The following is a 13621-nucleotide window of genomic DNA, read 5'->3' on the forward strand; positions in this document are numbered from 1 at the left end:
CGCGGCGCTGGTCTTCCCGGTGCTCGTGCTGGCGGTGCCCTACCTGCGGTTCAAGGACACGCATCTCGCGCACCACCGGGACGCGGTGCTCACGGACCCCTACGACGACCCGGAGAGCAACTATCTGGACCCGGCCGTCTGGGCGCGGCTCGGCCCGGTGCTGCGGGGGCTGCTCGCGGCCAACAACACGCTGGTCGGGCGGCTCGTCCTCGGCCCGGCGATCGGGCAGTGGGCCTTCATGGCCGACGACTGGCGCGCGATCCGGGCCGGCGACCGGCGCGTCCTCGCCGCCTGGGCGCTGCATGTTCCGGCGGTCGCGCTGGTGCTGGCCTGGGTGGCCTGGGCCGGCGCGATGGCCTGGTGGGCCTTCGCGCTCGCCAGCTATCTCGGGCTCTCGCTCCTCAAGATCCGCACCTTCGTCGAGCACCGTGCGCACGAGAAGGCGCGCGCCCGCACCGTCATCATCGAGGACCGTGGCCCGCTCGCCTTTCTCTTTCTCAACAACAACCTGCACGTCGTCCACCACATGCACCCGAAGGTCCCGTGGTACCGCCTGCCGGCGCTCTACCGCGCGCACCGCGAGCGTTTCGTGACCTCCAACGACGGCTACGTCTACCCGGGATACGCCACGATCTTCGCCCGCTACCTGACCCGCGCCAAGGACCCTGTGCCGCATCCCCTCTCGCCACGCCGCTGAGCCTGCGCCACAAGGGCGCATGGAACTCTGGATCTGGGTCACACTGGCGGCGGCGGCGTTCCAGACGGTGCGCTTCACGCTGCAGAAGGTCCTGCGCGGCGGCACGCTCTCGACCTTCGGGGCGACCTTCGCGCGCTTCGCCTATTCCGCGCCGCTCGTCGCGCTCGGCCTCGCCGCCTATCTCGCGGCCACGGCGCAGCCGCTGCCGACGCTGGGCGCGGGCTTCTGGGGCTACGCGCTGACCGGCGGCGCGGCGCAGGTGCTGGCCACGGCCTGCGTCGTCGCGCTCTTCGGCGCGCGCAATTTCGCGGTCGGCATCACCTTCAAGAAGACCGAGGTCGTGCAGACGGCGCTCCTGGGCTTCGTGCTCCTTGGCGAGCGGCTGTCGGCGCCGGCGGTGGGCGCGATCGCGCTGGGCCTCGCCGGGGTCTGGCTGATCGGTGCGCCGCCGGGCGCGGCCTTCGGCGGGCCGGGGCGGATCGCCAACCGCGCGGCCGCGCTTGGCCTTGCGTCCGGGGGGCTCTTCGCGGTCTCCGCGGTCTGCTATCGGGGCGCCTCGCTGGCGGTGGGCAGCGAGGATCCGGTGCTGCGCGCCGCCGTCACGCTCGCCGCGGTCACCGCGGCGCAGATGGCGGGGCTCGCCCTCTGGCTGTGGCGCCGCGAGCGGGGCGAGCTGTCCCGCGTCTGGGGGGCGCGCCGCGTCGCGCTCTGGGTCGGCCTCGCCAGCATGGGCGGCAGCTTCTGCTGGTTTCTCGCCTTCACGCTGGAGACCGCCGCGCTCGTCAAGGCGGTCGGGCAGGTGGAGCTTCTGATGTCGCTCGCCGTGACCGTCCTCGTGTTCCACGAGCGGGTCAGCCGGTCGGAACTGGCCGGCATCGCGCTGCTCACGGCCTCCGTCGTCGGTCTCGTGCTGCTCGCCTGAGGCCCTGCCCTCATTCCGGCATCGGTCGCCCGTGCAGGCGCAGGAAGAGGCTTTCCTCGTCGGAGTTGCGGAAGAACGGCACCGAGGGCGGCGGGCCGGGATGGGCGACCCGCGCGGCAACCTCGGCGAGCACCACCTCGGTGATGAAGGGCAGGTCCGCCTCGCGCACCCGGTCGAGCGGGATCCAGCGCAGGTGGCTGAGCTCGTCCTCCGCGCCGCTGAAATCGTCCGGGTCGCCGGCGATCCGCTCGGCGTCCACGAGGAAGAAGCGCGCGTCGAAGCGGCGCGGCCGCCCCGGCGGCGTGATCGCGCGGAAGACGAAGGTCAGCCCCTCGGCCGAGGGCACGTGCCCGGTCGCCGCGAAGCGCGCCCAGTCCGCGGGCGGCGCGCCGGGCCATGTGCCGGGCCGGCCGAGAATGAGCCCCGTCTCCTCCCAGAGCTCGCGCACTGCCGCCGCGGCGAGCGCGTCGACGAGGCGGGCCGGCGCGCCGTCCTCGAGCCGCGCGCGGCAGGTCGCGTCGAGCGGTGCGGCGAGCGGCACCTCGGCGTCGCGGGGGTCGACCGCGCCGCCCGGAAAGACCACCTTGTTCGGCATGAAGGCCGCCGCCGCGCCGCGCTGTCCCATCAGGATCTTCGGCGCGGTGGCGCGGTCGCGCAGGACGATCACGGTCGCCGCGTCGCGCACGCGTGTCTTGTCCTCGGCCGGGCGATCTTCGCTCTGCATGGCCCCTCCCGCACGGGGCGCCGGCTCACGCCTCGTCGCCGAACCCGTGCATGAAGCGCGACCACTGGAATGCCACGATCGCGCCCTTCAACCGGGGCAAGAGATACAGCGAGAGCGCGACGCAGCCAACCGCGAAGATCGAGAAGAGCACCAGCGGCTCCGGCTGCCAGCGCATGAAGGCGAAAAGCAGGAGCGGTGCCATCAGGTGCCCGACGATCAGCATCGTGAGGTAGGCCGGCCCGTCGTCTGCGCGGTGGTGGTGCAGCTCCTCCCGGCAGACGGGACAGGCGGCCCGCACGGTGAGATAGCCTGTCAGGAGCGGCCCCTGCCCGCAGCCGGGGCACCGCCGCCGCCATCCGCGCCGCAAGGATTGCCAGGTGGGCCGCTCGGGCGCGGCGCTCGTCTCGTAGACCATGGATGTTCCCTCTCCTGTCCCCAACAGTCTGTCGCGTGCGGCCCGCAATGGAAGGCGACAGCCTGTCCGTGCGGCGGCATGTCGCGAGTCGCCGGCGGTCCTGGCCCCGCGTCCGCCTAACGCAGCGTCGGTGCGAGGGAAAGCGGGCGTGGCCGGGACCGACGGAGGTGCCGGCTGTCGACAGGAGGCCGGCTGCCGACGTTCGCGGCCGGAGCCCTCGGGCCGCGGCGTGGATCGCCCGGGGGACATTGGCACGCGGATGCAGGCGTCTGCCGCGATACTTGCAGCGCCTGACTTAGATCGAGGGCGCCGCGAGCGTGTCGCGGCCTTGCCCGGCTCACGCGGCGGGGCGGTGGGTGCTCACGCGGTTCCGCCCGCGCGCCTTCGCGCCGTAGAGCGCGGCGTCGGCCTCGGCGAGCAGCGCCTCGGCCGCGCGCGCGGGTGCCCCGGACGCGGTGGTTGAGGGCATCAGGGTCGCGAGGCCGATGGAGACGGTCACCCCGACCTCGGTCGCGGGCGAGGGCAGCGGGACGGGCGTCGCGGCGACGCGCGCACAGAGCCGCTCCGCGACCGCTTGCGCGGCGCTGGCGTCCGCGCCCGGCAGGGCGACGAGGAACTCCTCCCCTCCGATCCGCGCGGCGAGACCGTCGGCCCCGAGGACAGCGCGCAGGCGCGCCGCCGTCTCGGCAAGCACGTGGTCGCCGGCCGCATGACCCTGCGCGTCGTTCACCGCCTTGAAGTGATCGAGATCGGCGATCAGGACGCTGAGCGGCTGGCGTTCCCGCGCCGCCTCGGCGGTGAGGCGGGCGAGCTCCGGCATCGCGAAGCGGCGGTTGTAGAGCCCCGTCAGCGGATCGGTCACCGCGGCGTCGAGCCCCTCGCGGAGGTCGGCGCGCAGCCGGTCGGCCCGGCGTTTCGCGGCGAGGCGCGCGGCAAGGCGCAGCGCGATTTCATCCGCGTCGAAGCTGCCGGCCAGCGCGTCCTGCGCACCGAGATCGAGCGCCTGCGCCGCCTCCGCCTCGGCCCCGGCGCCCGCGGTCTGCACGAGCAGCGCGGCGGTGCGCGTCGCGGCCTGAGCCCGCAGGGCCGGGACCAGCGCCGCACCCGTCGCGGCGCCGTGTCCGGCCGCGAGCACGAGCGCGTCCAGCCGGTCGCCGGGGCCGAGCGCGAGCGCGGCCTGCCGGTCGAGCGCGCGGACCGGCGCGCCGACCGCCGCCGAGAGCGCCGCGGCCCGGGCCCGCGCACTGCGCGCGTCGGGGGCGAGCAGCGCAAGGCGGGCCGGCGGCTCGAAGGTCGCGGCGGGCTCTGCGAAACCGAGCGCACGGCGCGTCGCCTCGCGCAGGCGCAGTTCGGCGGCGTCCTCGCGGTCGCGGAGCCGCGCCCGCAGTCGGGCGAGCATCAGCGCCGGCGGCGTGGTGCGTGCGATGGCGTCGTCCGCCCCCGCACCGAGCGCCGCGAAGCATGCCGCGCGGTCCCCTGCCGGTGTCATCACCGCGAGCGCCGGGGGCGCTTCATCGGGCGCGATCCCCGCGAGCCGGCGCTGCAGCTCCGCCGCCGCCATGCCCGGCAGGTCCGAGGCGACGAGCACGATCTCCGGCGGCTCGGCGCGGGCTTCGCGGATCGCCTCCTCCGCGGTCGTGGCGATGAGCACACGGCGGAAAGCGTTGGCAATCCGCGCGCGGAGCGCAATCCGACGGGTCGCCACCGCCTCCGCGATCAGGATGGTGCCCGTCATCGTCGCCCTGCCGCTTGCCAACTCCGGGACGGACTCTTTACTGGAGTGGTTAAGAAAAGATTTCGGAGAGACGGGCGATGGCTCTGGCGCGGGAGCAGGCCGAGACGGTTGCGGCGGAGGCGCTGGCCTGGATCGCGGGCGACGGCGATCTGCTCGATGTCTTCATGGGAAGCACGGGCATCGGCGTCGACGATCTGCGCGAGGCCGCCGGCACGCCGGAGGTGCTCGCCGCGGCCCTCGATTTCCTGATGCAGGACGATGCCTGGGTGACGCGGTTCTGCGACGCGGCGGCCCACCCTTACGACCTGCCGGCGCGGGCGCGCGCGGCGCTGCCGGGCGGCGTGCAGGTGCACTGGACATGACCGTTCTGCGCGCCCGCGGGGTGCTGTTCGACAAGGACGGCACGCTCTTCGGCTTCGAGGCGACATGGTCGGCCTTCGCCGCCGAGACGATCGCCGAGCTCGCCGGGGGCGACGCGGCGCGCGCCGCGTCGCTCGGCAGGGCGCTCGGCTACGACCTCGCGGCGCGCCGCTTCCACCGGGACAGCCCGGTGATCGCCGGCAGCACCCGCGAGGTGGCCGAGCTGGTCGCCGGCGCTCTTCCGGGCACGTCGGCCGAGGCGCTGGAGCCCTGGCTCGCCGCGCGTGCGGCGGAGGCGCCGCTCGCGCCGGCCGTGCCGCTCGCGCCGCTCATGGAGGGGCTGCGGGGCATGGGCCTGCGCCTCGGCGTGATGACGAACGACAGCGCGCTCTCGGCCGAGGCGCATCTGCTGACCGCGGGGATCGCGGAAGCCTTCGACTTCGTCGCCGGCGCCGACAGCGGACACGGCGCGAAGCCCGATCCGGCGCCGCTCCGCGCCTTCGCCACGGCGACCGGCCTTTCGCCGGCGGAGGTGGTCATGGTGGGCGACAGCCTGCACGACCTCGTCGCCGGGCGCGCGGCGGGAATGCAGGTTGTGGGCGTGCTCACCGGCCCCGCGCTGGAGGCCGATCTTGCGCCCCACGCCGACGCGGTGTTGCGCGACATCGGCCATCTGCCCGACTGGCTCCTCTCGGACGTTGCCGCCGAAGAGGCCCGCGAGGGCCGATGAGGTCCGCGCCGTCGCCCTGACAGGTGTCGTCGCTGCGCGCGACGGCCCGTTTCCGACGCCGGGCGTCGCATTCAGACACGCGGGCGGGGGACTGCGGCGCGTTGGATGGCCCGGAAGCGCGACAGGAGCACCCGATGCAGGACCCGAACCGCAAGGAAGACGCCCCCGCGCCGCGCCGTCGGCGGGGCGGAGGCCGTGCCGGCGCGGCCTCACGCCGCGGGCACGCCGCGATCGAGCAGCCGCCCTGGCGCCTGCCGGTGAACCCCGACCGCCCGGTCGAGCCGCTCGACGAGGCGGGCGTGCAGGCGATCCACGAGGGCGCCATGCGCATCCTCGAGGAGGTGGGCATCGCCTTTCTTCACCCGGAGGCGGTGGAGATCCTGCGCCGCGCGGGCTGCGAGACCGAGGGCGAGGTCGTCCGCATGGACCGCGGGCTGGTGATGGAGATGGTGGCGAAATGCCCCGCGCAATGGGACATCACCCCGCGCAACCCCGACCGCCGGATCACCATGGGCGGCGGGCACATCCTTTTCGGCAACGTCTCCTCGCCGCCCAACTACTGGGACATGGAGCTCGGCCGGAAGATGCCGGGGACGCGCGCACAGTGCCGCACGCTCCTGAAGCTCACGCAGTATTTCGAGTGCATCCATTTCACCGGCGGCTACCCGGTGGAGCCGGTGGACCTGCACCCCTCGGTGCGCCACCTCGACGTGCTCTACGACAAGCTCACGCTGACCGACAAGGTGACGCACGCCTATTCGCTGGGCGCGGAGCGGGTCGACGACGCGATGGAGATGGTGCGCATCGCGGGCGGTTTCTCGGACGCGGCGTTCGAGTCCGGCCCGAAGATGTACACCAACATCAACTCCACCTCGCCGCTCAAGCACGACTATCCGATGATGGACGGCTGGATGCGGCTTGCGCGGCGCAACCAGGGCCTCGTCGTCTCGCCCTTCACGCTGGCGGGGGCGATGGCGCCGGTGACGATGGCCGGCGCGGTGGCCCAGAGCCTCGCCGAGGCGCTGTCGGCCGTGGTGCTCGCGCAGGTGATCCGCCCCGGCGCCTGCGTCGCCATCGGCACCTTCACCTCGAACGTGGACATGAAGACCGGCGCACCCGCCTTCGGCACGCCGGAATACATGCGCGCGACGCAGATGACGGGGCAGCTCGCCCGGTTCTACGGGCTGCCGATGCGCGCCTCGGGCGTCTGCGCGGCCAACGTCCCCGACGGGCAGGCGATGTGGGAGACCTCGAACAGCCTCTGGTCGGCGGTGCAGTCGGGGGCCAACATGGTCTATCACGCCGCCGGCTGGCTCGAGGGCGGGCTGATCGCGAGCCCCGAGAAATTCGTCATGGACTGCGAGGTGGTGCGCCAGATCCAGCGCTACATGGAGCCCGCCCTCTGGGCCACGACGCCCGACGACATCGCGCTCGACGCGGTGCGCGAGGTGGGCCATCAGGGGCACTTCTTCGGCACCGAGCACACGCAGGCGCGCTACGCCACGGCCTTCTACCAGCCGTTCCTCAGCGACTGGAAAAACTACGAGGGTTGGGAGGCGGCGGGCGGCGTCTGGACCGCCGAGCGCGCGCACCGCGTCTGGAAGGAGATCGTGGCGAGCTTCGAGGCGCCGCCGATGGACGCGGCCGTGCGCGAGGAGCTCGAGGCCTTCGTCAGCCGCCGCAAGGCCGAGGGCGGCGCGCCGACCGATTTCTGAGCGGGCGGCAAAGCGCGACGAATTGAAGATATTGAAGGATTCTTAACGCCGCTCCGGCAGTCTGTTCCGCGCAAGGGGAGTCGCGGGGACATGCACGGGCTGATCAACAGGGCGATCCAGTGTTTTCTGGCCGACACCTACGGCCGGGCACGCTGGATCGCGGTCACGCATCTGGCCGATCTCGGCTTCGCCGATTTCGAGGCGATGATGATCTACCCGCCCGAGCTCACGCAGCGGGTGCTCGACGCCGCCTGCCGCGAACTGGACAAGTCGCGCGACGAGCTTCTGGAGGATATCGGCACCTACCTTGCCTCGCATCCGCAGGCGGAAGCGGTGCGGCGGCTCCTGCGCTTCGGCGGCGTCACCTTCGTGGATTTCCTGCATTCGCTCGACGACCTGCCCGAGCGTGCGCGCCTCGCGGTCTCCGACCTGACCCTGCCGGCGCTGGAACTGGCGGAGCATCGGCCGGGTCGCTATACCCTGACGGTCGCGGCCGAGCAGGAGGGCTTCGGCCCCGTGCTCCTCGGCGTGCTGCGCGCGATGGCCGACGATTACGGCGCGCTGGTCTATACCGAACTGCGTCGCGCCGGGCGGGCGCGCGACGAGATCGAGATCACGTTGTTCGAAAGCGCCTACGCCGAGGGCCGGCGCTTCGTGCTCGGCGACCGGACCGGCTGAACGCGATGCAGCCCTGCCCGCATGTCCTCGACGCGCTCTGCCCGCTGCACGCGATCCTCGACGCCGGGGGGCGGATCGCGCATGCGGGGCCGACGCTCGCGAAGCTCCGGCCCGACCGCGATCTCGTGGGCGCGAACGCCTTCGACGTCTTCGAGGTCACGCGCCCGCGTCACGTCGGCGTCATGGCGGAGCTGCTCGCGCATGCGGGGCTCTGCCTCCACCTCCGGCTGCGCGATGCCCCGCGCACCAAGCTCAAGGGCGTCCTCGTCCCGGCGCCGGCAGCCGGGGGCGCGATCCTCAACCTGTCCTTCGGAATTTCCGTGGTCGAGGCGGTGCGCGACTACGCGCTCACCAACGCCGATTTCGCGGCCACCGACCTCGCCGTCGAGATGCTCTATCTCGTGGAGGCGAAATCGGCCGCGATGGAGGCCTCGCGCCAGCTCAACCTGCGGCTTCGGGGCGCGATGATCGCGGCGGAGGAGCAAGCCTTCACCGACACGCTCACCGGGCTCAAGAACCGTCGTGCGCTGCAGCACGTCCTCGACCGGCTCGTCACGCGCGAGGTCCGCTTCGCGGTGATGCAGATCGACCTCGACTGGTTCAAGACGGTGAACGACACGATGGGCCACGCCGCCGGAGATCAGGTCCTGCAACGTGTCGCGCGCCTGCTCGTGGACGAGACGCGCAAGGCCGATACCGCCGCGCGCGTGGGCGGCGACGAATTCGTGGTCGTTCTGCAGGACCCCGGCGGCCGCACCGAGGTCGAGCGCGTCGCGACGCGTGTCATCCGACGCATCGAACAGCCGATATCCGTCGCGGGGCAGGAGGCGCGGATCTCGGCCAGCGCGGGCAGCGCGCTGTCCTGGCGTTACAGCCGCCCGGATGCCGCGCGGATGCTCGCCGACGCGGACCGGGCGCTTTACGCGGGCAAGGCGGCCGGGCGCGCGCAGCACCGCTTCGCGGCGCCCGATGACTGAGGCCGGAGGGCCTTCCGCGCTGGCGCCGGGCGCGCGGTCTGCTACACCTCGTGGCGCGACATCGGGGAGGGCGCATGCGGCCGAATATCCTGCTCGTGACGGCGGACCAGTGGCGGGGCGACTGGCTGGGCGCATGCGGCGTCCCGGTCAGCACACCCGCGGTCGACGCGCTCGCGGCCGAGGGGACGCTCTTCGCGCGGCACTACGCCCCCTGCGCGCCCTGCTCGCCCGCGCGGGCTTCGCTCTATACCGGCCTTTACCAGATGAACCACCGCGTCGTCTGGAACGGCGCGGGGCTCGACGCGCGTTTCGACACCCTCGCGCTCGCCGCGCGGCGGGCGGGCTATCTGCCCACCCTCTTCGGTTACACCGATACGGCGCCCGATCCGCGCCGCCTCGCCCCTGCGGATCCGGCCCGCGCGACCTTCGAGGGCGTGCTGCCCGGGTTTCACCTCCGGCAGGGGCTGGACGAGGCCGAGCGCCCCTGGATCAGCTGGCTCCGCGCGCGGGGCCACACCGTGCCGGAGCCCGCCCGCCGCCATGCCGTCCCGCCCGAGCCGGGCGAGCGGATCTCGCGCCGTCCGCCGCTCTACGGCGCCGGGGAGACGCAGACCGCCTTCCTGACCGAGGCGTTCCTGACCTGGCTGGGCGAGCAGGAGGCGGGCCGCCCCTGGTTCGCGCATCTGAGCTTCCTGCGCCCGCACCCCCCCTTCGCCGTGCCGGAGCCCTTCGCGTCGATGTATGCCGAGGACGCGCTGCCGCCCCCGGTGCGCGCCGAGAGCCCGGCCGCGGAGGCGGTGCAGCATCCCTTCGTCGCGGCGATCCAGGACCAGCAGCTGCTGTCCGATTTCATCCCGGAGGGCTCGGGCCGGGCACGCGATCTCTCGCCGCGGGATTTCGCCCGGCTGCGCGCGCTCTATGCCGGCATGATTTCGGAGGTGGATGCGCAGATCGGACGCATCGCCGCCGCGCTCCGCGCGGCCGGGCAGTGGCAGGACACGGTCGTGATCTTCACCTCCGATCACGGCGAAATGCTCGGCGATCACTGGATGCTCGGCAAGGGCGGTTTCTTCGAGGAGAGCTATCACATCCCGCTCATCCTGCGCGTGCCGGGGCAGGCCGGCGGGGAGCGGGTCGAGGCCTTCACCTCCGCGGTCGACATCTTTCCGACGCTCGCGGAGCTGATGGGCGTCGCCCCGGGACACGCTGTGGACGGCGCCTCGCTCCTGCCCTTCACGGCGGGCACGCCCCCGGCCCGGTGGCGCGAGGCTGCGCTCTGGGAATTCGACTTCCGGCTGCTCCCGGCGACGCGCGGCGCCGACCACGGGCTCGCGCCCGAGGACTGCGTGCTGCAATGCCGCCGCGACGCCCGCCACCTCTACGCGGCGAGCCCGGCGCTGCCGCCGGCGCTCTACGATCTCGCGGAGGATCCGGGCTGTCTCAGGAACCGCGCGGGCGACCCTGCGATGCAGGGCGCGCGCCTCGCGGCGGCGGAGGCGCTCCTTGCCGACCGCGCCCGGCTCATGGACCGGACCCTTGCGGATCGCGCCGTCTGGGACTGGCCGGCGGGGTAGGGCGCCCGGGCCTCGGTCCGGTCGGATCCCGCGCGGCGCGCCCGCCCGGGCGCGACCGAGCGCGCCTCAGCCCCGCCCGCCGGCGAAGCGCGCCTGCCAGGCGTCGCGCTCGTCCTCGGTGATCTTGCGGAAGAGGACATCCGGCACCGCGAAGGCGTGGCCGGGCGTGAGCGCGCCGAGCGCCGCCTCCATATCCCCGGGCCAAGTCGCGTCCTCGGTGCCGAGCGCGCGGCGCATCGCGGCGGCGGCGTCGGGGATGAAGGGCTGCGAGAGCACCGCGTAGACCCGGATCAGGTTCAGCGCGACGCGGATGACCGCCGCGGCGCGGTCCGGGTCCTCCTTGTAGGCGGCCCAGGGCGCGGCCTCCTGCAGGTACTCGTTGCCCATGACCCAGAGCGCGCGCAGCTCCTGCGCGGCGCGGCGCACCGCGATGGCCTCCATCGCCGCTTCATAGCGGGCGAGCCCGGCGGAGAGATCGGCGATCAACTGCCGCTCGCGGTCGCCCCAGTCGCCGCCCTCGGGCACCGCCTCGCCGAACTTCGAGCGGCAGAACTTCGTCACGCGGCTGACGAAGTTGCCGAGCACGTCGGCGAGGTCCTTGTTCACGTCCGTCTGGAACGCCTCCCAGGTGAACTCGGAATCCGAGGTTTCCGGCGCGCGCGACAGGAGCCACCAGCGCCAGTAGTCGGCCGGCAGGATCTCGAGCGCGTCGTCCATGAAGACCCCGCGCCCCTGGCTCGTGGAGAACTGCCCGCCGTCATAGTTGAGATAGTTGAAGGACTTGATGTAATCGACGAGCTTCCAGTCCTCGCCCGAGCCGATCAGCGTGGCGGGAAAGCTCAGCGTGTGGAAGGGCACGTTGTCCTTGCCCATGAACTGCGTATAGCGCACGTCCTCCGCGCCGCGCCCGGTGCGCCACCAGCGTTCCCAGTCCGCGTCCGGCAGGCCCTGCGCCGTGGCCCATTCGGCGGCGCAGGCGATGTATTCGATCGGCGCGTCGAACCAGACGTAGAAGACCTTGCCCTCCATGCCGGACCAGGGCGCGCCCTCGAACTGCGCGGGGATGCCCCAGTCCAGATCGCGGGTGATGCCGCGGTCCTGAAGCCCGTCGCCGTCGTCCAGCCATTTGCGCGCGATCGATGTGGTCAGGACCGGCCAGTCCGTCTGCGCGTCGATCCAGTCGCGCAGCCGGCCGCGCAGCGTCGATTGCAGCAGGTAGAGGTGCTTCGTCTCCCGCACCTCGAGCTCGGTGGCCCCCGAGATCGCCGAGCGCGGCTCGATCAGGTCGGTGGGGTCGAGCTGTTTCGTGCAGTTCTCGCACTGGTCGCCGCGGGCCTTCTCGTAGCCGCAGTTGGGACAGGTCCCCTCGATGTAACGGTCCGGCAGGAAGCGGCCGTCGGCCACGGAGTAGACCTGCCGCTCGGTGCGTTCCTCGATCAGCCCGGCCTCGAAGAGCTTCACGGCAAGGTGCTGCGTCAGCCGCCGGTTCTCCTCCGACGAGGAGCGCCCGAAATGGTCGAAGGAGAGGCGGAAGCCCGCGGCGAGGTCGGCCTGCACGCGGTGCATCTCGGCGCAGTAGTCGGCGACCGGTTGCCCCGCCTTCGCGGCGGCGAGCTCGGCGGGCGTGCCGTGCTCGTCCGTGGCGCAGAGGAACAGCACCTCGTGGCCCCGCGCGCGCATGTAGCGGGCGAAGAGATCGGCGGGCAGCTGCGAGCCCACCAGATTGCCCAGATGCTTGACCCCGTTGATGTAGGGAATCGCCGAGGTGATCAGATGCCGTGCCATGCGCGCCTCGCGGGTCCGTGTCCGGCGCGTCCTTAACCCAAGCGGTTCCGGGGTGCTAGCGGCGCGGCGGGCCGTCCTCGTCGTCCCGGCGCAGGCCGTTCGCGCCTTCCCGGATCGCCGCCATCAGCCGGCCCACGACGAAGGAGGTGCGCGGCGCCCAGACATAAGGCGTCCGCCGGCCAGCGACCGGGCGCGCGCGCATCCGGATCAGGCCGAAGGCGATGAGCCCCGCATGCGCCACGGCGATCATCGCGAAAAGCGCCGCCGGCCCGAATCCGTCGATCAGCGCCGAGGAGAGCCAGGGCGCGAAGATCGCGCCGGTCGCGAACCAGAACATGTGCGCCGCCGAGAGCTCCACCCGCTGGTCCGAGCGGGCGAAGTCGTGCGCATGCGCCGCCGAGATGGAGTAGATCGGGAAGGTCGTCAGCCCGAAGAGCCCCGCGACCAGCAGTACCGCCGCGGTGCCGAGGCCGCTTGCCGCGACCGTCACCGCGCAGCTCACGATGGCGGCGACGGAAAATCCGATGAGCACCCACCGGCGGTCCAGCTTGTCCGCGAGCCAGCCCGCCGGATACTGGGCGAGCGCGCCGCCGCCCACGAAGGCCGCGAGGAAGAAGGCGATCTGGTCCGTTTCGAGGCCCACGCGGCTGCCGTAGACCGGCCCGACCATCCGGAAGGCCGCGCTCGAGACTGCCGCCACGAGCACGCCGGCCACCGCGAGCGGCGAGATGGTCAGCGCGAGGCCGGGCTTCAGGCGCGGCGCCTCCGGCGTCTCGGGCGGGCGCACGGTGGTCAGCGTCAGCGGCAAAAGCGCGGCGCAACAGAAGAGCGCGAGGATGTTGTAGGACACGTAGGAGGCGGGCTCCAGCACGCCGATCATAAGCTGCGCGGCGAGCGAGGCGCCCATGTCGGCCACCCGGTAGGTGCCCATCGTCCGGCCCCGCGTGGCATTGGTGACCTTCGCCTGAAGCCAGGCCTCGATCACCGTGAAGCTGCCCGCGATGCAGAGCCCCTGCGCCACACGCATCGCCGCCCAGGCGTAGGGATCCAGGATCAGCATGTGCAGGAGGATTCCCACCGCGCCCATCGCCGTGAAGGCCGCGAAGGCGCGCGAGTGGCCCACGCTGCCCATGAGCCGCGGCGCCCACCAGCAGCCGACGAAGAAGCCCACGAAATGCGCCGAACCCAGAAGGCCGATCTGCTGCGTCGTGAAGCCGAGGTTCAGCCCCGAGAGCGCATCGAGTGGCGCGACCGCCCCCGAGGAGAGCTGCAGGAAGACGACCGAAAGGAAGAGCGCGGCGAAGGAGAG

13 protein-coding genes are annotated in these 13621 nt (G+C 72.7%); 8 read left to right on the forward strand and 5 right to left on the reverse strand.

Going from position 1 to position 13621, the window contains the following annotated elements:
• Together ACESL7_RS06050 and ACESL7_RS06055 are read left to right on the forward strand one after the other, a co-directional pair.
• Window positions 1-697, forward strand: a 697-nt coding sequence (locus ACESL7_RS06050) for a fatty acid desaturase (RefSeq protein ID WP_372892419.1), incomplete at its 5' end; no start/stop codon positions are given.
• A 19-nt stretch (window positions 698-716) separates the two neighbouring features.
• Window positions 717-1619: an EamA family transporter gene (locus tag ACESL7_RS06055; RefSeq protein WP_372892420.1), complete on the forward strand. Its 903-nt coding sequence runs from the start codon at window positions 717-719 to the stop codon at window positions 1617-1619.
• A gap of 10 nt (window positions 1620-1629) precedes the next feature.
• Here ACESL7_RS06055 and ACESL7_RS06060 read toward each other — a convergent pair whose 3' ends face one another.
• The 3 genes from ACESL7_RS06060 to ACESL7_RS06070 form a co-directional block, all read right to left on the reverse strand.
• Entirely contained in the window at window positions 1630-2343 is a 714-nt protein-coding gene (locus ACESL7_RS06060) for an NUDIX hydrolase (RefSeq protein ID WP_372892421.1), read from the reverse strand.
• 25 nt (window positions 2344-2368) lie between these two features.
• Entirely contained in the window at window positions 2369-2758 is a 390-nt protein-coding gene (locus ACESL7_RS06065) for a DUF983 domain-containing protein (RefSeq protein ID WP_372892422.1), read from the reverse strand.
• A gap of 337 nt (window positions 2759-3095) precedes the next feature.
• Window positions 3096-4493: a diguanylate cyclase gene (locus ACESL7_RS06070; protein WP_372892423.1), complete on the reverse strand. Its 1398-nt coding sequence runs from the start codon at window positions 4491-4493 to the stop codon at window positions 3096-3098.
• A 77-nt stretch (window positions 4494-4570) separates the two neighbouring features.
• Between ACESL7_RS06070 and ACESL7_RS06075 the strand changes: the two genes are divergently transcribed.
• From ACESL7_RS06075 to ACESL7_RS06100, 6 genes are all read left to right on the forward strand, one after another.
• Window positions 4571-4855, forward strand: a complete 285-nt coding sequence (locus tag ACESL7_RS06075; RefSeq protein WP_372892424.1) for a DUF3572 domain-containing protein — start codon at window positions 4571-4573, stop codon at window positions 4853-4855.
• Window positions 4852-5583: an HAD family hydrolase gene (locus tag ACESL7_RS06080; protein ID WP_372892425.1), complete on the forward strand. Its 732-nt coding sequence runs from the start codon at window positions 4852-4854 to the stop codon at window positions 5581-5583. The genes ACESL7_RS06075 and ACESL7_RS06080 overlap by 4 nt, the downstream gene beginning before the upstream one ends.
• Before the next feature lie 134 nt (window positions 5584-5717).
• Complete coding sequence (locus ACESL7_RS06085; RefSeq protein ID WP_372892426.1) at window positions 5718-7298, forward strand: trimethylamine methyltransferase family protein; 1581 nt, start codon at window positions 5718-5720, stop codon at window positions 7296-7298.
• Between the two features lie 90 nt (window positions 7299-7388).
• Window positions 7389-7976 carry a heme NO-binding domain-containing protein gene (locus tag ACESL7_RS06090; RefSeq protein WP_372892427.1) on the forward strand — a complete coding sequence of 196 codons (588 nt, stop codon included), beginning with the start codon at window positions 7389-7391 and terminating at the stop codon, window positions 7974-7976.
• 5 nt (window positions 7977-7981) lie between these two features.
• On the forward strand, window positions 7982-8953 hold the full coding sequence (locus ACESL7_RS06095) for a diguanylate cyclase domain-containing protein (RefSeq protein ID WP_372892428.1): 972 nt from the start codon (window positions 7982-7984) through the stop codon (window positions 8951-8953).
• Between the two features lie 74 nt (window positions 8954-9027).
• The gene (locus ACESL7_RS06100) at window positions 9028-10527 is read left to right on the forward strand and encodes a sulfatase-like hydrolase/transferase (protein ID WP_372892429.1); all 1500 of its coding nucleotides are present in this window, start codon (window positions 9028-9030) and stop codon (window positions 10525-10527) included.
• Window positions 10528-10593: 66 nt separating this feature from the next.
• Here ACESL7_RS06100 and metG read toward each other — a convergent pair whose 3' ends face one another.
• Window positions 10594-12312: a methionine--tRNA ligase gene (gene metG, locus ACESL7_RS06105; protein ID WP_372892430.1), complete on the reverse strand. Its 1719-nt coding sequence runs from the start codon at window positions 12310-12312 to the stop codon at window positions 10594-10596.
• Window positions 12313-12367: 55 nt separating this feature from the next.
• The coding region (locus ACESL7_RS06110; protein WP_372892431.1) for an MFS transporter at window positions 12368-13621 on the reverse strand (1254 nt) is incomplete at its 5' end.

Origin of the sequence: Rhodosalinus sp. (assembly GCF_041685465.1) — a bacterium.
Classification (GTDB): Bacteria; Pseudomonadota; Alphaproteobacteria; order Rhodobacterales; family Rhodobacteraceae; genus Rhodosalinus.